The 20,477-nt window shown below is 65.2% G+C and carries 18 protein-coding genes, 1 tRNA gene and 1 riboswitch; of the genes, 11 read left to right on the forward strand and 8 right to left on the reverse strand.

Going from position 1 to position 20,477, the window contains the following annotated elements; translation table 11 throughout:
* Positions 1-12 precede the first annotated feature (12 nt).
* A complete protein-coding gene (locus RYH74_RS12910; RefSeq protein WP_317409509.1) occupies positions 13-1,902 on the forward strand; it encodes a propionyl-CoA synthetase in 1,890 nt (629 codons plus the stop codon).
* 127 nt (positions 1,903-2,029) lie between these two features.
* Here RYH74_RS12910 and zapE read toward each other — a convergent pair whose 3' ends face one another.
* Positions 2,030-3,100, reverse strand: a complete 1,071-nt coding sequence (gene zapE, locus RYH74_RS12915) for a cell division protein ZapE (RefSeq protein ID WP_084785133.1) — start codon at positions 3,098-3,100, stop codon at positions 2,030-2,032.
* A gap of 159 nt (positions 3,101-3,259) precedes the next feature.
* On the opposite strand from zapE, the gene RYH74_RS12920 reads away from it, so the two are divergent.
* Positions 3,260-3,685: a DUF1810 domain-containing protein gene (locus tag RYH74_RS12920; protein ID WP_075044616.1), complete on the forward strand. Its 426-nt coding sequence runs from the start codon at positions 3,260-3,262 to the stop codon at positions 3,683-3,685.
* A gap of 1 nt (position 3,686) precedes the next feature.
* Here RYH74_RS12920 and RYH74_RS12925 read toward each other — a convergent pair whose 3' ends face one another.
* Complete coding sequence (locus tag RYH74_RS12925) at positions 3,687-3,929, reverse strand: DUF465 domain-containing protein (RefSeq protein ID WP_025338457.1); 243 nt, start codon at positions 3,927-3,929, stop codon at positions 3,687-3,689.
* 260 nt (positions 3,930-4,189) lie between these two features.
* Here RYH74_RS12925 and RYH74_RS12930 point away from each other — a divergent pair.
* A tRNA-Gln gene (locus RYH74_RS12930) sits at positions 4,190-4,264 on the forward strand.
* Positions 4,265-4,355: 91 nt separating this feature from the next.
* On the opposite strand, the gene RYH74_RS12935 is transcribed toward RYH74_RS12930, so the two are convergent.
* The 3 genes from RYH74_RS12935 to RYH74_RS12945 are packed head-to-tail and all read right to left on the reverse strand — an operon-like array spanning position 4,356 to position 9,483.
* Entirely contained in the window at positions 4,356-6,743 is a 2,388-nt protein-coding gene (locus RYH74_RS12935; RefSeq protein ID WP_137163480.1) for a response regulator, read from the reverse strand.
* Between the two features lie 13 nt (positions 6,744-6,756).
* The gene (locus tag RYH74_RS12940; protein WP_015269730.1) at positions 6,757-7,218 is read right to left on the reverse strand and encodes a response regulator; all 462 of its coding nucleotides are present in this window, start codon (positions 7,216-7,218) and stop codon (positions 6,757-6,759) included.
* A 15-nt stretch (positions 7,219-7,233) separates the two neighbouring features.
* On the reverse strand, positions 7,234-9,483 hold the full coding sequence (locus tag RYH74_RS12945) for an ATP-binding protein (RefSeq protein ID WP_317409512.1): 2,250 nt from the start codon (positions 9,481-9,483) through the stop codon (positions 7,234-7,236).
* 263 nt (positions 9,484-9,746) lie between these two features.
* Between RYH74_RS12945 and RYH74_RS12950 the strand changes: the two genes are divergently transcribed.
* From RYH74_RS12950 to RYH74_RS12980, 7 genes are all read left to right on the forward strand, one after another.
* On the forward strand, positions 9,747-10,274 hold the full coding sequence (locus RYH74_RS12950) for a spore coat U domain-containing protein (RefSeq protein ID WP_075044620.1): 528 nt from the start codon (positions 9,747-9,749) through the stop codon (positions 10,272-10,274).
* Positions 10,275-10,304: 30 nt separating this feature from the next.
* Positions 10,305-10,841, forward strand: coding sequence for a spore coat U domain-containing protein (locus RYH74_RS12955; RefSeq protein ID WP_075044621.1), 537 nt, complete (start codon positions 10,305-10,307; stop codon positions 10,839-10,841).
* Between the two features lie 18 nt (positions 10,842-10,859).
* The gene (locus tag RYH74_RS12960) at positions 10,860-11,390 is read left to right on the forward strand and encodes a spore coat U domain-containing protein (RefSeq protein WP_075044622.1); all 531 of its coding nucleotides are present in this window, start codon (positions 10,860-10,862) and stop codon (positions 11,388-11,390) included.
* A 3-nt stretch (positions 11,391-11,393) separates the two neighbouring features.
* A complete protein-coding gene (locus RYH74_RS12965) occupies positions 11,394-11,897 on the forward strand; it encodes a spore coat U domain-containing protein (RefSeq protein ID WP_075044623.1) in 504 nt (167 codons plus the stop codon).
* Positions 11,898-11,936: 39 nt separating this feature from the next.
* A complete protein-coding gene (locus tag RYH74_RS12970; RefSeq protein WP_075044624.1) occupies positions 11,937-12,713 on the forward strand; it encodes a molecular chaperone in 777 nt (258 codons plus the stop codon).
* A 108-nt stretch (positions 12,714-12,821) separates the two neighbouring features.
* Positions 12,822-15,119, forward strand: a complete 2,298-nt coding sequence (locus tag RYH74_RS12975) for a fimbria/pilus outer membrane usher protein (protein ID WP_157896986.1) — start codon at positions 12,822-12,824, stop codon at positions 15,117-15,119.
* Positions 15,116-16,084 (forward strand): spore coat protein U domain-containing protein, encoded by a 969-nt coding sequence (locus RYH74_RS12980; protein WP_286101411.1) that lies wholly within the window; start codon positions 15,116-15,118, stop codon positions 16,082-16,084. Before RYH74_RS12975 ends, RYH74_RS12980 begins: the two co-directional genes overlap by 4 nt.
* A gap of 193 nt (positions 16,085-16,277) precedes the next feature.
* Here the strand turns inward: RYH74_RS12980 and RYH74_RS12985 are convergent, their stop codons facing one another.
* Positions 16,278-17,426, reverse strand: coding sequence for a M14-type cytosolic carboxypeptidase (locus RYH74_RS12985; protein WP_317409513.1), 1,149 nt, complete (start codon positions 17,424-17,426; stop codon positions 16,278-16,280).
* Positions 17,427-17,568: 142 nt separating this feature from the next.
* Positions 17,569-17,630, forward strand: a riboswitch (Fluoride riboswitch).
* A 74-nt stretch (positions 17,631-17,704) separates the two neighbouring features.
* Between RYH74_RS12985 and crcB the strand changes: the two genes are divergently transcribed.
* Positions 17,705-18,082 carry a fluoride efflux transporter CrcB gene (crcB, locus tag RYH74_RS12990; protein WP_025338468.1) on the forward strand — a complete coding sequence of 126 codons (378 nt, stop codon included), beginning with the start codon at positions 17,705-17,707 and terminating at the stop codon, positions 18,080-18,082.
* Positions 18,083-18,305: 223 nt separating this feature from the next.
* Here crcB and RYH74_RS12995 read toward each other — a convergent pair whose 3' ends face one another.
* Both RYH74_RS12995 and RYH74_RS13000 read right to left on the reverse strand, forming a co-directional pair.
* Positions 18,306-19,079 carry an AraC family transcriptional regulator gene (locus RYH74_RS12995; RefSeq protein ID WP_075044628.1) on the reverse strand — a complete coding sequence of 258 codons (774 nt, stop codon included), beginning with the start codon at positions 19,077-19,079 and terminating at the stop codon, positions 18,306-18,308.
* A gap of 36 nt (positions 19,080-19,115) precedes the next feature.
* Positions 19,116-20,348 (reverse strand): MFS transporter, encoded by a 1,233-nt coding sequence (locus RYH74_RS13000; RefSeq protein ID WP_075044629.1) that lies wholly within the window; start codon positions 20,346-20,348, stop codon positions 19,116-19,118.
* Positions 20,349-20,477 lie beyond the last annotated feature (129 nt).

Raw genomic sequence — 20,477 nt, forward strand, 5'->3', positions numbered from 1 at the left:
GTTTCTTTCGATATGAGCTACCAGCACAGCTACGCCCATTCCATTTCCGACCCTGCCGCTTTCTGGGCGGAACAGGCCGCGCACCTGGCCTGGCACCGCAAGCCTGCCCTCACGCTGCAAGACAATGCCGACGGTACCCACCGCTGGTTTGCCGATGGCCGCCTGAACAGCTGCTACCTGGCCCTCGATCACCAGATCGAGCAGGGCCGTGGCGAGCAGCTGGCGCTGATCTACGACTCGCCGGTGACCGGCGTGCAGCGGGCCTACACCTACCACCAACTGCGCGACGAGGTGGCGCGCCTGGCCGGGTTGTTGCGCCAGCTGGGGGTGAACAAGGGCGATGGCGTGATCATCTACATGCCCATGGTGCCGCAGGCGGCCATGGCCATGCTGGCCTGCGCGCGGATTGGCGCAGTGCACTCGGTGGTGTTCGGTGGCTTTGCCGCCAACGAGCTGGCCTTGCGCATCGACGATGCCCGGCCGACGCTACTGCTGACGGCCTCCTGCGGGCTGGAGTTCGACCGGGTAATCGAATACAAGCCGCTGGTCGATCGCGCCCTGCAACTGGCCCGCCACCAGCCGCGCAACGTGCTGGTGCTGCAGCGCCCGCAGGCGCGTGCCCAGCTGCAGCCAGGCCGCGACCTGGACTGGCAGGCGGCATTGGCCAAAGCCGAGCCGGTGGCACCGGTGGAGCTGGATGCCGGCGACCCGCTTTACATCATGTATACCTCTGGCACCACCGGCAAACCCAAGGGCATCGTGCGGGAAAACGGCGGCAATGCCGTGGCGCTGTGCTACGCCATGCGCCATATCTACGGCATGCAGGCCGGCGATGTTTGGTGGGGCATATCCGACGTGGGCTGGGTGGTCGGCCATTCGCTGATCGTCTATGGGCCGCTGATGAGCGGCTGCACCACGGTGTTCTACGAAGGCAAGCCGATCCGTACCCCGGACGCCTCGGCCTACTGGCGGGTAGTGGAGCAATACAAGGTCAACGCATTGTTCTGCGCGCCCACGGCCATGCGCGCCATCCGCAAGGAAGACCCCGAGGGGGAGCTGATCCGCAAGCACGACCTGGGGTCGCTGCGCCAGTTGTTCCTGGCTGGCGAGAAACTGGATTCCAGCACCCACGAATGGCTGGAACGGGTCAGTGGCAAGCCGGTGCACGACCATTGGTGGCAGACCGAGACCGGCTGGCCGGTCACCGCGCCCTGCGTAGGGCTGGAAGGCAGCGCGGCGAAGCCGGGGTCGAGCAACCGGGCGGTGCCGGGCTATCACGTGCGCGTGCTGGATGACGAGGGCCACCTGCTGGGGCCGAACCACCAGGGTTCGATCGTCATCGCCCTGCCATTGCCGCCCGGGTGCAGCCAGACGCTGTGGGGCGACCACGAGCGTTACCTGCAGGCCTACCTGCGGACCTACCCGGGGTATTACCACACCGGCGATGGTGGCTACCTGGACGATGACGGCTTCGTCTACATCATGGGGCGCACCGATGACGTGATCAACGTGTCCGGGCACCGGCTGTCCACCGGCGAGATGGAGGACCTGGTGGCACGCCACCCGGCGGTGGCCGAGTGCGCGGTGATTGGCGTGCATGACGAGATCAAGGGGCAGGTGCCGTTGGCCCTGGTGGTGCTCAAGGACGGCGAGGGCATTGCCGAGGCGCAGTTGCTGGTGGACCTGGTGGGCAGCGTGCGCGAGGAGATTGGCGCGTTGGCGTGTTTCAACCGGGTGCGGTTGGTGAAGCGGCTGCCCAAGACCCGCTCCGGGAAGATTCTGCGGGCGGTGCTGCGCAAGATTGCCGACGGGCAGGACTATGTGCCGCCATCGACCCTGGATGACCCGGCGGTGCTGGGGGAGATCGAGGCGGTGCTGGCGGATTTGCCCAGGGCGGGTTGATGTTTTGACTTTGCTGGCCTCTTCGCGGGCATGCCCGCTCCCACAGGTATTGCACAGTTCTCAAGGCCTGTGACATCCCTGTGGGAGCGGGTTTACCCGCGAAGAGGCCGGCCCAGGCAATCCAGTTCTAGGGCCCTACCTGATGCAGCTGCCCCAACCGGCTGCGCGTACGCATCAGGTCGGCAAGTGGCCCGCCCAGGCTTTCTTCCAGCGGCCGCTTGCCGATCACCAGCACCTGCCGGTCCTGGTCATACAGCACATCCACCAGGTTGACGAAGCGCTGCTGCGCCGCCAGCGAACATTCAGACAGATCATCCAGCCCATCGATGATCCACTCATCGTACTGCCCTGCCAGCACCAGGTAGTCGATCACTGCCGTGGCCTTTTCGCACAGGTCGTCAAAGCCAAGCACCACCCGACGGCCATCGACGGCCAGCGCGCGCAGCGGGCGCTTGTTCACTTCCAGCATCACCGGCTGCGGCTCGGGGACCTTCAGCGCCTGGCGCTGCGCTGCATTGCCCGGCCACACATAGTGGCCCCGGGTAAAGCGCTGATGCTCGCGGTTGGCCGGCAGGCTGCGGAAATCGGTATCGCCCCCCACTTCCAGCACTTCCATCGCGCTGTTGATCAGGCGGATCACCGGCAGGAAACGTTCGTGGTACAGCGGGTTGGGCAGCAGCCCTTCGGGTGCATAGTTGGACGTCACCAGCAGAAACACGCCGCGGCTGAACAACGCATTGAACAGCCGGGTGAGCAGCATGGCATCGCCAATGTCGTGCACATGGAATTCGTCGAAGCACAGCACCTGGCAATCGCCTACCAGCTCGTCGAGGGTCGCGCCCAATGCATCGTCCAGCGCCCGGTGGCGGTGCATGCCCTGGTGCAGGCGGGCGAAGAAGTCATGGAAGTGCAGGCGCAGCTTGGCCTGCACCGGCACGGCCTGGAAAAAGCCATCGAGCAGCCAGCTCTTGCCCCGGCCTACCGAACCGTACAGGTACAGGCTGCGCGGCTGGCCTTGTTCGAGCTGCGCCAGCTGTTCGGCCATGCAGTGGATCACCCGGCGTTGGCCGTCGCTGAGCTGGTAACCGCGGCTGTGCGCCTTGTCCTCGAACCAGCCGAGCAGTTCGCTCTGGTTGGCGGCGGCGCCGCGCAGGCGTTGGCCAAGCTGGCGTAGCGGGGTAGGGATCCAGGCAGGCAAAAGCAAAGCTCCTTGGGCGATGGCGGGGCAGCGTGCAGCTTGCCCGAGGGCGGCCATTTTGACCAATACAGAAAGTGCGCGGCAATCATCGCCTGATGAGATAGGTTTGCCATGGCAGGCATACAGTAAAGGCTGGAGCCGATGCGAGGAGGGGCGAGCATGCACGCCGACCATGATCTGCAGCGTTTCGTCGAGGCGCAGAACCCTGTGTATGACCAGGTGATGCAGGAGCTGCAGGCCGGGCGCAAGCGCAGCCACTGGATGTGGTACGTGTTCCCGCAGCTCGATGGCCTGGGCCACAGCGCCATGGCCGAACGCTATGCGCTGGCCGGTATCGACGAGGCCCGTGCCTACCTGGCTCATCCGCTGCTTGGCCCACGCCTGGAGGCCTGCGTGACTGCACTGTTGCAGCACAGCGACAAGAGCGCCCGTGAAATGCTCGGCAGCCCCGACCACCTCAAGCTGCGCTCGTGCCTGACCCTGTTCGCTCGGGCGGCGCCCGACAACCCGCTGTTCCAGCTGGCGCTGGTGCAATTTTACGGCGGTGATCAGGACGCCCTGACCCTGGCCATGTTGCAGGGTTAGCTCAGGCCTTGTGCTCCAGTTGGCGCTCGATCATGTACTTCACTGCCAGCCGACGTTCTTTCAGGCGGCGCAGGTCTTCATCCTCGAAGTTGCCCGCCGAGATCGACTCGGCGGCCAGCACCTGGTTGTCGATGTCCATGTACTCGTCCAGCAGCCGGTCCAGTGCCTTGTCCTGCTGACGGCGTTGCTGGACGATTTCGCGCGGGTAGTGCAAGTCCTGGTAAAGGTCGTGGGAGACAGGCATGGGGTCCTCCTTGGTCAATGCAGATGGCTCATCTGATTGGAAGGGAGGAAAGCGATTGTGTTGAAGCCAAGCGGGCGGAAAACGACGGATGGTCGCCGCGCCAACCCCGAAAATGACTAACTCGCTGTTTTTTGGTAATTTTTTTTCATCAGGGGGTTCACAGACTGAAAGTTTGTTGTTAAAGTGCCGCGCATTCCAAGACAACAACCCAGTTGTCACTCAGTTGGAATTGTCAGAGCAGCAAACGCTGCATCCGATACAGGGGCGTCGCCAAGCGGTAAGGCAGCAGGTTTTGATCCTGCCATGCGTTGGTTCGAATCCAGCCGCCCCTGCCATTTTCCTGCTTCAAACGTATCTCGGTCCGGTGCTTGGAAAGACAAGCGCTGGGCTTTGTCGTTTCCGCAGGTTTTGTCGTGGGTTGTTCGGTCACCTGGCAGTTCCAAGCATCTCGTTCAGCAAGCGGGCCAGTTCATCGGCCTGTACCGGCTTCTGGATCACCAGGCTGCCCGGCAACTCCAGCCCCTGCAATTCTGCATAACCGGTTAGCAGTACCACCGGCAGTTGCGGGTACCGCTCGCGTGCCGCCAGTGCCAGTTGCGCACCGTTGAACTCGGGCATGGCGAAATCGCTCAGTAGCAGGTCGATCTGCTCATCCAGCAAGGCCAAGGCCTGTTCGCCACTGTGCGCCTGGCGCACCTGGTAGCCGTACTGGCGCAACACATCACCGAGCATGTCGCGTACCAGATGGTCGTCATCCACCAGCAGCACGGTGCGATTGCGGCCGCTTTCGCTTATCGAGTGGCTGAACAGCGACGGCACCGGTTCGTTGACGGCTTCACCCTTGACTGCCGGCAGATACACGGCCACCTGGGTACCACGCCCCGGCGTGGTGTCGATGCGCACGCCACCCCCGGACTGTTTGGCGAAGCCGAATACCTGGGCCAGGCCCAGGCCCGAGCCCTTGCCGATATCCTTGGTGGTGAAGAACGGCTCGAACACCTTGGCCAGCACCTCTTCACTCATGCCGCAGCCGGTATCGCGGATGCTCAGCATCACGTACTCGCCAGGGTCCGGGTCTTCCGGGCGCTGCGGGCGGGCGTCGATCCGGGTGTTGCGGGTCGACAGCGTCAGTTGGCCGCCGTCGGGCATGGCATCGCGGGCATTGATCGCCAGGTTGAGAATGATCATTTCGGTCTGGGTCGGGTCGGTCAGCGCCTGCCACAGGGTCGGTTCCAGGTCCAGGCGCACCGAGACATTGCCGCCCAAGGTGCGGCGCAGCAACTCTTCCAGGCCGGCCAGGGTGCGGTTGAGGTTCAGCGCCACCGGTTCCAGGCGTTGGCGGCGGGAGAAAGCCAGCAACTGCGAGGTCAGCTTGGCGCCGCGCTCGCCGGCTTCGCGGATGTGCGTGAGCCGCGCACGGGCTTTTTCAACGTCGGCTTTGGCCAGGTCGCGCTCGAGGAAGCTGGCACCCGTCAGGATTACCGTCAGCAGGTTGTTGAAGTCGTGAGCCACACCGGCGGTCAGCTGGCCGACCGCTTCAAGCCGCTGCATCTGCTGCAGCGCGGCCTCGATACGTTCGCGTTCGGCGATCTGCTCGCGCAGGCGGGCGTTGGCTTCGGCCAGGCCCAGGGCGGCTTCGCGCTCGCTGGTGATGTCGCGCGCCACCACGTACAGCAGGGTGTCTTCCGGCACCACCACCCACGACAACCAGCGTTGCTGACCACCGGCATCCAGGATACGCCCGACAAAACGGGCGCTGGTGCGGCCATGGGCGAGGGCGGCCAGTTCGGTGAGCAGCAGTTCCTGGTCGGGCTCGGGCAGCAGGTGCAGCAAGGACGACTGGCTCAGGCGTTCGCGGGACAAGCCCAGGCTGGCTTCCCAGGCGGGGTTCAGCGCGACTGGGGTCAGGTCCTTGTTGAGCACGGCCAGCAAGTCCTGCGACAGCTCCCAGGCACGGTCGCGTTCGCGGGTGCGGCGCTCGACCCTTTCACCCAGCATCTCGTTGAGCTGGCGCAGTGCCTGGTTGGCCAGGCGCTGGGCATGGATGTCCTGCAGCACTCCGGAAAAACGCATGCACTTTCCGTCGACGAACTGGCTCTGGCCGCTGCTGAGCAGCCAGCGCGGTTCCAGGCCAGCGGGTTGGGCGATGCGGAATTCGACCCGATACAGGCCGCCACTTTCCGGGCACATGGCGTGCTCCACCGCCTCGCGCACCTGCGGCAGGTCGTCGGGGTAGATGCCGGCGTAAAACACCTCGAGGCTCATTTCGGTATCGGCGGGCAGGCCGAACAGGGTCTTGCAGCGGTCATCCCACAACAACAGGCCTTCTTGCGGGCGCATGTCCCAGGTGCCCATGCCGGCAGCGTCGATGGCAATGCGTGCACGTGCCTCGACGTCGGCCAGGGCTTCTTCGGCGCGGCGCCGGCGCTGGCGCTCCTGCACTTCGGTCAGGGCCCGGCGTACGGCCTTGGGCAGCAGCGGCAGGTTCTTCTTGAGTACATAGTCGGTGGCGCCCAGGCGGATCATTTCCACCGCATGTTCTTCGCCATAGATGCCAGACAGGAAGATGAACGGAATGTCCGGTGCCAGGCGCTGGGCGATGGCCAGCACTTCGGTGCCGGACGAGCCCGGCAGCACGCAGTCGCACAGGATCAGGTCGTAGCGGGCCTCGCTCAGGGCTTGCTCGACACCGGCATGGTCGAACACCAGTTGCGCCTGCACCTGCAGCCCGCTGCGCTCCAGGCGCATCAGGGTCAGTTCGGCGTCCATCGAGTTGTCTTCGACTATCAGCAGTTTCAGCGGCGTTGGCTGCATCGTCGCGGGCACCTCAGATGCTGCCACGCCGGTTCAGGCGCAGCGAGCCGGGTGGCGGTTCGTTGAGTACCGCCCAGAACACCCCCAGGTCGGAAATGGCAGCGACGAATTCCTTGAACTCCACCGGCTTGACCACGTACGCGTTCACCCCCAGCTCGTAGGCGCGCAGCAGGTCGGGCTCCTCGCGCGAGGACGTCAACATCACCGTCGGGATGCTGCGCAGCTCGGCAGTGGCGCGCACTTCCTTCAGCACCTCCAGGCCGTCGACCTTTGGCAGTTTCAGGTCCAGCAGCAACACGGCGGGGTTGCCATCGTCACGTTCGGCATAGGCATTGCGCCGAAGCAGGTAGTCGAGTGCCTCGGCACCGTCACGCAGCACGATGACCTCGTTGGCCAACTGGCTGCGCTCCAGCGCCAGGAGCGTCAGCTCCAGGTCCCGTGGGTTGTCTTCGACCAGCAGGATGGGTTTGAGCATGATGGTAGCGGTGCCTCAGGTAGTCGCGGGGTGGCGCGGGAGGGTGAAGTGGAAGGTTGCACCCTGGCCAACCTTGCCATGGGCCCAGACCCGGCCGTCGTGGCGTTCGATGATGCGACGCACGCTGGCCAGGCCGATCCCGGTGCCTTCGAAGTCTTCCATGCGGTGCAGGCGCTGGAACACGCCGAACAGTTTGTTGGCGTAGGCCATGTCGAAGCCCACGCCGTTGTCGCGAATGCAGATTTCGGTTTCGCCCGGGTGTTGCACGGCGCTGATGCCGATGCGCGCCGGGGTGCGCCCACGTGTGTATTTGATGGCGTTGGCCAGCAGGTTGTGCAAGGCCATGTTGATGAACGCCGGGTCACCGACCACCTTGGGCAACTGGGCGATGTCCCATACAATTTCGCGGTTTTGGTAGTCGGGCGCCAGTTCGCTGCGAATGGCCTCGACCAGGGCGTTGAGGTCGACCTCGGACAGGCGCAGGGCAGAGCGGCCCATTTGCGAGAAGTTGAGCAGGTTGTCGACCAGGCTTCCGGCAAAATGCGCGGCTTCCTCGATGTGTTGCAGAAAGCGCCTGCCGCGCTCGCTGAGGCCCTGGCCCTCGATTTCGCCGAGCAGTTCGGAGTAGCCGGCAATATGGCGCAGGGGCGCGCGCAGGTCATGGGACACGCTGTAGGAAAACGCTTCGAGCTCCTTGTTCGAGCGGCGCAGCTCCCCAGCCAGCTGCGCCAGTTCCTCGGCCTTGCGCAGGACAATGCCGAGCACTGCCGTGCGCAGCTCTTGCACGCCTTCGATGACCAGCGGGTGCCAGGGTTCGCAGTAGCCGCGCAGTTTTTCCTGCCAGCTTTCGAAACTGTGCCGCGGGTCGAGGTTGCCCTGCGGCCCGACCTGTTTGTTCGGCTGCCCGGCCCAGTTCACCGTGCGCACCTGCTCGGGGCGGAACCACAGCAGGTAGTGCGAGTGGATCTGCGAAATGGCCACTGCCAGCACACCGCCTGCATGGGCCGCGAGCTCGGGCAGTTCATCGATGTCGCGGCGCAGGTTGTCGCTGTGGAACACGCTCTCTTCGCCACGCTGGGAGAGCCAGTGCACCAGGGCGTTTACCTGCGCGGCCGGAGGGGTCTTGCCGATCAGGTCGCAACGTTCGGCGGATATGACTGCGGCACCTTGGGCGCCGGCGAAGGCCAGCAGTACTTCCGGCAAGTCGCGCAGGCCGTCGCCGACACTGTCATGGTCGGCCATGGACGAGATCATGCGCACGATGTGTTGGCGCAGCTCCAGCAACTGGCGAGTGTTGGCGTGGGACTCGCGCGACTCGATCTGCAGCGACAGCACACTGGCCAGCAGCTCGCAGGCGGTACGGGTGCGCAGGTCCACCGGGCGCGGCTGTTCGTGGTGACAGGACACCAGCCCCCAGAGCTGCCCGTCGACCACGATCGACAGCGACATCGATGCCAGGGTACCCATGTTGCGCATGTACTGCAGGTGTACTGGCGACACGCTGCGCAGCGCGGCAAAGCTCAGGTCCAGCGGCTTGCCGGTGCGCGGGTTGGCAGCGGGCAGCAACGGCGAGGCCTGGTAGTTGGCGTCCTCGATCACGCGGATGCGGTTGATTCGGTACAGCTCGCGCGCCTGGCGCGGTATGTCCGAAGCGGGGAAACACAGGCCCAGGTAGCTCGGGTACCCCGGGTCGGCAACCTCGGCCAGCACCTGGCCGTTGCCTTCGGCATCGAAGCGATAGGCCTTGATCCTGCCAAAGCCGGTGATGCGCTTGAGCTGCAGCACGGTTTGCTGCAGCAGTTCCTCGAGGCTGCCGGCCTGGTGCAGGCGGCCTACGAAGCTGCGCACCAGCGGGTAGTAGTCGCCTTGCCCGGCAAGGTCCGCCGGCAGACGAGGGGGTTCGAATTCGGCGATCAGCACCTGGTCGTGACGATGGACCAGCAGGTGCAGGTTGCCGCGGCAAGGCGCGTCCTGGCGCAGGTGCACATCGCTGATGTGGAACGGAAAGACCTCGTCCTGCGGCAGGCGCGCCAGGTGCAGGCGCAGGTCGAAGGCACCGCTGACCAGTTCGGCGAACTCGCGACCTATCAGTTCACTGGCCGGTATGCCCAGCCAGTGTTCGACATTTTCACTGGCCTGGAGTACCCGCATGTCGGTTTCGTCCAGCACCAGCAGGAAACCGTGGGGCTGGATGCTGCCAGGCAGCTGGATCGGCTCCTGGGCGCAGCGCTCGAGGGCTTGGGTGAGCGTGCTGTCTGCAATCATCTATGAAAACGCTCCTGTCGTGTCCTTCCATGCATGCCGCATGAGTCTAGGCAGGATGAAGGGGATACACCCTAACAGAATATCGGCCCAGATAACGGCCTTTGGCCATTTGAGGAGAATGTCGGCGATGCGTTCTGTGTCGTGCGGCTTTTTTTTCAGGTGGTAGCGCTTTTTGGCTAATACAAAAAAATGGCTCGATGCCAGCAGCGTGATGCCACTCCGCTGCTACGCTCAGGTCAGCAGACATCGACAAGGATAATTAGGTGACGGAGCGCTACCTGGCCGCCCTGTTGGGCCTTATGTTGAGCAGCAGCGCCATGGCGGCGGACTTCCTGGTGGAGGTGCGGGTGCTGGTGCAGCGCGGCTGCATGCTGGTCAACCAGCCCCGCGATGCCGGGGCTCAGGCGCTGGGGCGCATCGACCTGGGCGCTGCTGCACGGCTGGATGGCCCTGGGGCGCCGCTCACCGGCGCGCTGTTGAGCCAGCGCCCGCCACGCCTGGAATGCAATCCCCACACCCCCTATCAGGTCCGCGTCGACGGTGGTCAGCATGGCGGCGTCGGCGATTTGCGCTTCCTGGCCAGTGACGATGCCACGGCCCGGCCCATCCCGTATCGCCTTTACCGCGACGCTGCCTGGCGCGAACCGCTGGCGGTGAATGTGGCGCTTTCGGCGCGGGTGCCGGACAGCGGTTCGGTCGAGCTGCCGTTGTTTGCTCGGATCGACAAGCTGGCCTGGGTACCGCCTGCAGGCTTGTACGCCGACCTGCTCAAAGTCACCGTCAGCTGGTAGGGATGCCGCCATGCACAAGGACGCGATGCCATGAACCGTACCTCGATCCTGCTGCTTTCCCTGGGCCCGCTGCTGGTGCCCGGTGGTGCCGCGCATGGCACCAGCACCGGTTTCATCCAGGCGCGGCTGGTGATCAGCACCGCTTGCCAGATCAGCAGCAACGAGACGCAACCGGCAACGGTGGGTAACCCCGGCCTGATGGACTTCGGCGAGCGCGGACCGAACTGGGACCAGCCGCTGCGCAGCCGGGTTGATGATGTGAGCGGCGAAGGCAGCCTGCAGATCAGTTGCACGCCCGAGGTGCGGGCGTTCAACGTGCGCATCAACGGCGGCCTGAATGGCAGCGACGGCATACGGCGCCTGAGCAACGGCCGCGAGCTGATCCCCTATCAACTGGCGATCGACCCAGGCGGTAACAGCCGCTACGGCATCGGCCAGGCGCGTGCCTTCACCATCAGCAGTACCCGGCAGATACCGATCCCCATCTACGGTGTGGTAGTGGCGCAACCGCGCGCGCTGCCGGCCGGGCTTTACCGTGACACCCTGAGGGTGACCCTGGACTGGTAACGACACAAGGAGACTTCGATGCGAACGAACCTTTCACGCTGCATCCTTGCCGGCCTGGGGCTGATGCTGGCTTCCCAGGCGCAGGCCGCCACGACCGGGACCATCGACTCGAAGCTGACCTTGACCGCGGCGTGCCAGGTCAATGGCAGCTCGGGCACTTCGGGGGTGAACTTCGGTGCCCTGGACTTCGGTACTCGCGATGCCCTGTTCACCAGCGCAGACGCCCAGGTGATCGGCGGCGGAGGAGGGGCGATCAGCATTCTCTGTTCGGCCGGCACGGTACCCGTGATCCGCGTGGGTGCAGGTTCCCACGATGGCCAGTCGGCCGGGGGCAGCCGTGCGCTGGCAGATGGCATCGGCAACTTCGTGCCCTACGACTTCTACACCGATGCCGGGCGCACGCAGGTGCTGGCCATCAACGGCACCATCACCTTGCCGACCAGCAGCGGTACGGCCCAGACCGTCAACCTGTATGGCCAGGCGCGCGGCAAGGCCGGCCTGCCGGCGGGGGTGTACACCGACACAGTGTCCGTCGAGCTGTCGTTCTGAACCATGCGCAGCTGGCTGGCGGGCGGCCTGAGCGGCCTTGGCGTGCTGCTGGCCGCGCCTCTGGATGCGGCGACCACCAGCAGCTTCCAGGTGACGGCGCAGATCGTTGCCGGGTGCCTGGTGGTAGGCGGTGTGAGCAGCTTCGGGACGCTCGACTACGGTTCGCAATCGGCGCTGGCCAGCGGAGTCATCGGCACCTCGTTGGGCGGCAGCACGGTGACCTTCCAGTGCACCCCGGGGGTGGCCTTGAGCATGAGCGTGGATGGCGGGCAGAACAGTGCCAGTGGCACACGCAACCTCAAGCGTACGGGCGGAACGCAGGTGCTGGCCTACCAGTTGTACCGGGATGCGGCATACAGCCAGAGCCTGGGGATCGGCCAGAGCGTGGCCGTGAGCTACACCGACCCGACGGCGATCAAGCTGCCGGTGTACGGGCGGGTCCAGCTGACCGGCACGCAGCCGGCGGGGACCTACACCGATGTGGTGCAAGTGACGGTGACCTGGTGAATGCACCGGCACCAACGACCGGTATCCAAGGAGAGCTTCATGGGGGCAGGCGCGAAGTGGGCGCGTGGATTGATCGGAGCATTGTGGCTGGCGAGCCTGCCGGCCGGGGCGGCCACCTCGGTGCTGATCTGGCCGATCGACCCGGTGCTGGAGGCTGACCAGAAGGCCGGCGCACTGTGGCTGGAAAACCGTGGCACGGCGCCGGCCAACCTGCAGGTGCGCGTGTTCGCCTGGCGCCAGGGTGACTACCAGGAACAGTACCAGGCACAGCGCGAGATCATTGGCAGCCCGCCGGTGGCCAACATCGCTCCCGGGCAGAAGCAACTGATCCGCCTGACCCGCACCGGCCCTTCGCCAGTCGGCCAGGAGCAGGCCTACCGCATCATCATCGACGAAATTCCGCCCGCCATCCCCGTCGACAAGGCCGAGCCCGGCACCACCGCGGCGATCCGCCTGCAGATGCGCTACTCGGTACCCCTGTTCGTCTATGGCGAAGGCCTGTGGGGCAAGGCCGATCCCGCGGGCAAGCGCAATGCCGAGGGCGTCGGCAAGCCGCAACTCAGCTGGCGTGCGGTGACCGTGCAGGGCAAGCCGTACGTGGAGCTGCGCAACACCGGCGCTGTGCATGCGCGGCTGACCGATGTGGTGGTGCAGCAGGGCAGCCAGAGCAAGCCACTGGCCGATGGCCTACTGGGTTATGTGCTGCCGGGGGCCAGCATGCGCTGGCCGGCACCGCTGGCACCGAGTGCCGGCAGTGTGCTGAAGGGGAGGGTAAACGGCCAGAGCAGCGCGGACGCCATCCGCCAAAGCCAATGAGCCTGCGCCTGAATGCCACGCAGGGGCCAGGGAGGACCCGGCAATGGTTGGAAACCGTGTGTGAGGTGGCTGACAGCGAGGACGCACCGCTGGTGCCTGGGGCTGGCCCTGGTCGGCCCTGGCCTGGTGCTGGCCGACGACCTGCCGCCGCCACCCACGGAGCTGTCCGCGATCGCCGATGCCACGTTGTACCTCGAGCTGCTGGTGAACCAGATGCCCAGGGCTGAACTGGTGCCGGTGCAGCAGCGCGCCGGGCAGTTGTACCTGGACAGCGAAGTGTTGCGGGCGGCCGGCGTCTCGTTGCCGGGCAACCCGCAGGGCGAGGTGGCCCTGGAGGCCATCGCCGGGCTGCACGCCGACTACGACAGCCAGAACCAGCGCCTGCTGCTGCAAGTGCCGCCGGCCTGGCTGCCCGACCAGCAACTGGGCGACCGCAACCTGTACCCGGCCAGCGATGCGCGCAGCAGTTTCGGCGCCTTGTTCAACTACGACCTGTACCTCAACGACACCGATGACGGCGGCAGCTACCTGGCGGCCTGGAACGAACTGCGTCTGTTCGACAGCTGGGGTACGTTCTCCAGCACCGGGCAATGGCGCCAGTCGTTCAATGGTGCGCCGACCGACGACACGCGCCAGGGCTTCTTGCGTTACGACACCACCTGGCGCTTCACCGACGAACAGCGCCTGCTGACCTACGAAGCCGGTGACCTGATAACCGGGGCCTTGCCCTGGACCAGCTCGGTGCGGGTCGGTGGCCTGCAGTTGTCGCGCGATTTCGCTGCGCGCCCCGACCTGGTCACCTATCCGCTGCCGGCGTTCTCCGGTGAAGCGGCGGTACCGACCTCGCTGGACCTGTTCATCAATGGCTACAAGTCCAGCACCAGCGAATTGCAGCCGGGCCCCTACACGTTGACCAACGTGCCGTTCATCAACGGCGCCGGGGAGGCGGTGGTGGTTACCACCGATGCCCTTGGCCGGCAGGTGTCGACCACCTTGCCGTTCTACGTCACCAGCAGCCTGCTGCAGCAGGGCCTGAGCGACTATTCGGTGGCAGCCGGCAGCCTGCGCCGTGACTACGGGGTGCGCGATTTTGCCTACGGCCCCGGGGTTGCTTCGGCCAGCCTGCGCTACGGGGTCAGCGACATCTTCACCCTGGAGACCCATGCCGAAAGCGCCGAATCGCTGATGCTTGGCGGCCTGGGCGGCAACATGAGGCTGGGCAACCTCGGCGTGCTCAACGCGGCCCTGGCGCAGAGCCGGTTCGACGGCGACAAGGGCCACCAGGTCGCCCTCGGTTACCAGTACAACAGCCAGCGCATCGGCTTCAGCTACCAGCGCCTGCAACGCCATGGCGACTATGCCGACCTGACTCGGGTCGACAGCCGGGACATACAGCTGAGCCAGCGCAGCGAACAGGTCACCTTGAGCCTGAACCTGAACGAATACGGCAACATCGGCGCCGGCTATTTCGATGTGCGCGCCGGTGACGGCACACGAACCCGGTTGATCAACCTGAGCTACAGCAGGCCGCTGTGGGGCAACAGCAGCGTGTATCTGTCGGCCAACCGTGAAGTGGGGGACAGCCAGTGGGCGGTGCAGGCGCAACTGGTGATCCCGTTCGACCTGCACGGCACCCTGGCCCTGGGCATGGAGCGCAGCCAGCAGGGCGAAAGCCTGCAGCGGGTCAACTACAGCCGCGCGACGCCGGTGGGTGGTGGTGTCGGTTACAACCTGGGCTACGCCGCCGGTAGCGAGCGCGATGCCTACCGCCAGGCCGATGTCACCTGGCGCCTGCAGTCGGTGCAGTTGCAGGCCGGTGTGTATGGCAGCAGTGGCGAGATGACCCGCTGGGCCGACGCCAGTGGCTCGCTGGTGTGGATGGATGCCGGGCTGTTCGCTGCCAACCGCATCGACGATGCCTTCGTGGTGGTCAGCACCGGTGGTTACGCCGATGTGCCTGTGCGCTATGAAAACCAGGAGGTCGGCCGCACCGATGCCGATGGCCACCTGCTGGTGCCGTACAGCAGCGGTTACTACCGCGGCAAGTACGAGATCGACCCCATGGACTTGCCCCCAGACATCCTCGCGCCGGAAGTGGAGCAGCGGGTGGCGGTGCGCCGGGGCAGTGGCTACCTGCTGGAGTTTCCGCTCAGGCGCGTGCTGGCGGCCAGTGTCGAACTGGTGGACGCCGACCGGCAGGTGCTCAAGCTGGGCAGCCGTGTCACCCATGCAGAAAGCGGCAGCCAGGCGGTGGTCGGTTGGGATGGCCTGGTGTATCTGGAGAACCTGGCGCCGCATAACCGCCTGCAGGTGGAGCTGGAAGGGGGCGGGCAGTGCCAGGTGGCGTTCGACCTGCCTGAAGCACAAGGTTCGATCCCCTTGATCGGCCCGTTGGTGTGCAAGTGAAGGCCTGCTGGCGTGGTTTGTGGGCATGCGCCTTGTTGTTGTGGGCGGGCTCGGCCTGGGCCAAGTGCACGTCAGTGCTGACTACGCCGGCGGCGTTTGGTTCGCTCAACTCGACCCAGGTACGTGGCGCGGTACAGACAGCTTCCAGTACCAACTCGGGCCTGCAATGCAACGGTTCGGTGATCAGCGTGCTCAGCAGCACCGACTCCTTCAAGATCAAGGTCACCTCTACCACCAGCGGGCTGGTAGGCCCTACCGGGGATGTGATCCCCTACACGCTGTATGCCGACGCCACGACCACCTATCCGATTACCCGTGGCACCGCCTTCGAATTCAGGACCACCGGCATCCTCGACTTGCTCGGGTTGCTCAACGGTACACCGAAGAACGTGCCCATCTACATGCGCACGCAGGTAGGCAGCAACGTATCGGCCGGGTTGTATCAGGAAACCCTCACTGTCGAGTGGACCTGGGACTATTGCGACGGGATTGGTGTTGGCGGGCTTTGCATAGGGCGAGACCAGGGCACTGGTACCAAGACCCTGCTGGTGAGCATGACGGTGACCAACGACTGCCAGATCACCACACCCAGCATCAATTTCGCCAGCGCGCCGGTGGTGGCGGGGTTCGGCACGGTGAGCCAGAGCCTGAGTGTGTCGTGCACCAAGGGCAGCAACTACACCGTGGGCCTGGATGACGGGCAGAACGTGGCCAATGGGCGGCGGCGGATGAAGTCGGCGGCCAACAACTACCTGGCCTATGACATTTTCAAGGGCGCCGGTGCGGTGCGCTGGGGTTCGGTAGGAGCTGCGCGACGGGCCAGTACCGATGCCGATGTGAACCCCGGCACGGGGACCGGCACCGGTAGCCAGGTGTTCAACTACAACGCCAAGGTCTACACCGACCAGGCTACACCCCCGGCTGCGACCTATACCGACAGCGTGCTTCTGGATGTGCAGTTCTGAGCGCAGGGACCTTGTGGCAGCGGCGGTCCGCGTAACCTGTGGGAGCGGCTTTAGCCGCGAAGAATCCAACGGGGTGCATGGCACCGGCTACGCCGGTGTTCGCGGCTAAAGCCGCTCCCACAGGGTCCCTGCTAATTCCATGAGTCATGTGCAGTCCTGTGAGAGCCGGCTTGCCGGCGATGGGCCGTTTCAGTCAGCGCAAATCGCCAACCATCTTCGCCAATGTCTCCAACACCGCCCCGGCCAAATCCTTCGAGCGCGCCCCCGACCACCCGGTGACAGCATCCGGCGCGTCGTCATGGTCCTTGAACGGCATTTCCAGGGTCAGCGACAGGCAGTCATGCGCCATCCCCACCGCATTGCAGGCCAGCGTCGTGTTGGCTTGCCCCGGTTCGTCGCGGGTATAGCCATGCAAGGTCTGGAAGTCGCGGGTCAGGCTGCACAAGGTGCTGCGGAACTGCTCTTCCAGCTTGGCCAGACGCGGCGTGTAGCCGGGGTTGCCCTCGCAGGCCGCGGTGAACACATGGGGAATCTCCTCGTCGCCATGCACGTCGATGAACGCATCCACGCCGTATTGCTTCATCTGCGCCTGGGCGAAGAACACCTCGGGGCTGAGCTCGACGCTGGCGTCCTGCCAGGCACGGTTGAGGTCCTTGCCCTTGAAGTTGGTGCGCAGGTGGCCGAGGAAGGCGCCGTCGGGGTTCATGTTGGGGATCAGGTACAGGTCGGCCTTGGCCAGCAACTGCCGGATCACCGCGTCGTTGGCCTGCAGGCGGTCGATCACGCCCTCCATGAACCATTCGGCCATGTGTTCGCCCGGGTGTTGCTGGGCAATCAGCCACAGCTTGCGCTTGCCTGCGGCGCCATCACCGGCGCGCAGCAGGGGAATGTCGCGGCCCTGTACGCTGCGGCCACTGGCGAGCAATTCGACCCCCGGCAGTTGCTGTGCACGCTCGATCAGCTGGTTGTGGCGCGCGCGCGGGTAGGGCTCGAAGTAGGCGAACCAGATGTGCGGCTGTTCGGCCTTTACCTCGAACGACAGCGCCGTGCCGTCGAACTGGCTGGGGACGCGGAACCAGGTTTGCTGGTCGTAGGAGGCCACGGCGTTGTAGCCGCTCCAAGCGTTCTTGTAGGAGGAACCGGAGGCGTTGTCGAGGCTGAAGCGATGGACCTGGCCCGGCGTCAGCCCGCTGACCTTGAAGTGGAACCACTGGTAGTGGCCGCTGTGGGTGTCCGGGCGGATGGCCAGGTGCACCCGGGCCGGGTTGCTGGCATCCAGCACCTGGATGTTGCCGGAGTCGAAATCGCAGTCGATCTGCAGGGGGGACAGCGTCACGGTCATGTGCCGGGCTCCTTCTGGGGGCTTTGTTGTGAGGCTACTGTACACGGCTTGGCAGGGTTGCTGCGCGAGATCAGGCAACGCGGGGCCGATCAGGCGGTTGATGTATCAGGATATTGCATAGTAGCGCCTGGTTTCATAGCATCTCCCCCCAGGAGATGGCATTCCTCCTTGAACCGCCCCCGCGCTGATGATGCCTACGCATACCCTGTGACAGGGGCGCGTAGGCTATCGCCCGCCGTCTACCCACAGGGTTCCCGTTTACCCTGTGGAGTTTCCCGATGTACCTGTCCCTTTTTTCCGTAGTTGTTGGTGGCAGCGCTGGTTGCGTGTTGCGCTGGCTATTGGGCCTGCGCCTGAATTCGCTGTTCCCGGGCATGCCCTTCGGCACCTTGCTGGTGAACCTGGTTGGCGGTTTCATCATTGGCGGGGCCATGGCGTTTTTCCTGCGCTGGCCCAACCTCGACCCGGCCTGGCGGCTGCTGGTCACCACCGGCTTCTGCGGTGGCCTCACTACCTTCTCGACGTTTTCCGCCGAGGTGATGGCGATGCTGATGCATGGCCGTTATGGCTGGGCCATGGCCACGGTGTCGGCGCATGTGCTGGGCTCGCTGCTGATGACCTTCGCCGGTTTCGCGCTGGTGCGCTGGCTGGGCTGAGCAGGGGCGCGCTGCCTGGCACCGGCTTGGCCGGTGTTCGCGGGTAAACCCGCTCCCACAGAGGCCGCGTCGCGCTTAGGAATTGAATTCTCTGCGCGAAAGCGCAGCCCAGAGTGCCGGGTGATCTCCTACAGGAGTGTCACTAGCCTCAGGTGCGGTGATATCCCTGTGGGAGCGGGTTTACCCGCGAAGAGGCCCGCACAGTCAATGTGTCGCTTCCAGGTTATTTGAAGAACTGACTCGGCGTAGTACCGAACTGGCGCTTGAACATGCTGGCGAAGGCACTTGGGCTGTCATACCCCAGCGTCCCCGCCACATCGATGATCCGCTCGCCCAGGGCGATCCGCTCCAGTGCCTGCATCAGCCGCGCCTGCTGGCGCCACTGGCCGAAGGTCATGCCGGTTTCCTTGCGGAACAGGCGCTGGATGGTCTTTTCGTCCACCCCCAGCTGCTGGCCCCAGTCGGCCACGGTGGCGTTATCGTCAGGCCGCTCGTGCAGCGCGGCGCAGATTGCCTGCAGGCGCTTGTCGCCGGGCTGCGACAGCTTCAGCGGCAAGGTCGGCAGCACGCAGATCTCGTCGAGGATCAGGCGCATCACCCGGGCTTCACGCGAGTCCTCGGCAAACGGCGCGGTAAAGCCTACGGAGGCCTTGATCAGTTCGCTGAGCAACGGCGAGATGCTGATAGCCTTGCTCTGCACGGGCAACTGCACTGCCGCGTCGGTGCGCACGAACACACTGCGCATCTTCACATCGCCCACGCAGCGGATCGCGTGCACCTGGCCGCAGGGCATCCATACGCCGCGGCTGGGTGGCACGGTCCAGCGTTCGTTACCGGACTCGACGATCATCAGGCCTTTGATGGCATAGATCAGTTGGTGCTTGGCATGGCTGTGGGGCTCGATGAACCAGTCGGTCGGGTAGTCCGTCGCACGGCTGCCGACCTCCCAGCTCCACTCATCCACCTCCACCAGCAATTCGTGCTGCGGCTTCAGCATTTCGACCTCTTGTACGGGCAGCCTGGCGCGCCCACTTTAACAGCAGCGGCTGGGGCGGGCTTGCGAGCGGGTTGTTGGCAGCAGCGCGGTGGCCAACCCCAGCAGCGGCAGGAACGAGATGACCTGGTACACCCACTCGATGCCATGCCGGTCGGCCAGTTCACCAAGCCCGGCGGCGCCGATGCCGCTGATACCGAACATCAACCCGAACATCACCCCCGACACCATGCCGACACGGCCCGGCACGGCCTCCTGGGCATACACCACCAGGGCGGCGAAGGCCGAGGACATCACCAAGCCGATGGCCACCGCCAGTACCGCCGTCCAGGCCAGGTTGGCGTAGGGCAGGGCGAGGGCGAAGGGCGCCACGCCGAGGAACGAGACCCAGATCACCGCCTTGCGCCCGATACGGTCACCTACCGGGCCACCGGCGAAGGTGCCCAGGGCCACGGCCGCGAGGAACACGAACAGGTACAGCTGGCTGTGCTGCACGCTCAGGCCGAAATGCTCGATCAGGTAGAAGGTGAAGTAGTTGGTGAACGAGGCGATGTAGACGAACTTGGCGAACATCAGCACGGCGATAACCGCCACCGCACGCCACATGGCACCACGCGACAGGCCGGGAGCCTGCTGGCCGGCGAAGGACTTGAGCCGGGTCTGGCCGTGGCGCACGGTCCAGCCGGTCACCCGCAGCAGCACGAATACCGCCAGCGCGGCGGCCAGCATGAACCAGGCAATGGCCGGCTGGCCGTGCGGAATGACGATGGCAGCGGTCAGCAGCGGGCCGAGGGCCGAGCCGGTGTTGCCACCGACCTGGAAGGTCGACTGCGCGGTGCCGAAGCGCCCACCGGAGGCCATCCTGGCCACTCGCGAGGCTTCGGGGTGGAAGGTCGCCGAGCCCACGCCGACCACCGCGGCGGCCACCAGCAGCATTTCATAGCTGCTGGCGAAGGCGAGCAGGGCGATGCCCACCAGCGTCACCAGCATGCCGGCCGGCAGCAGGTAGGGTTGCGGGTGCTTGTCGGTGTACAGGCCGATCCAGGGTTGCAGCAGGGACGCGGTCACCTGGTAGATCAGGGCGATCCAGCCGATCTGGGCAAAGCTCAGCGCGAAATCGCTCTTGAGCATCGGGTAGATGGATGGCAGCACGGCCTGGATCAGGTCGTTGAGCAGGTGGGCGAATGCGGCAGCGCCGACGATGCGGACCAGAAAGCCCTGGGGTTGGTCGGCAGGCGTGGTGGCGGCCATGGAGGCGGTGGAGGTCGTCATGGGCGATCTTCTTCTGGCGAAAGGGAACAAGGCATTTGCCGAAGAAGGGTAGCCAGTGCCCGGTTTGCCTGTCTCACGCCGAACAGGCAGCCACTGTCGCGTTTCGGACATTCCGGGCCTGACGCCCTG

This window comes from Pseudomonas sp. LSJ-87 (assembly GCF_032971465.1).
GTDB lineage: Bacteria > Pseudomonadota > Gammaproteobacteria > Pseudomonadales > Pseudomonadaceae > Aquipseudomonas > Aquipseudomonas putida_Z.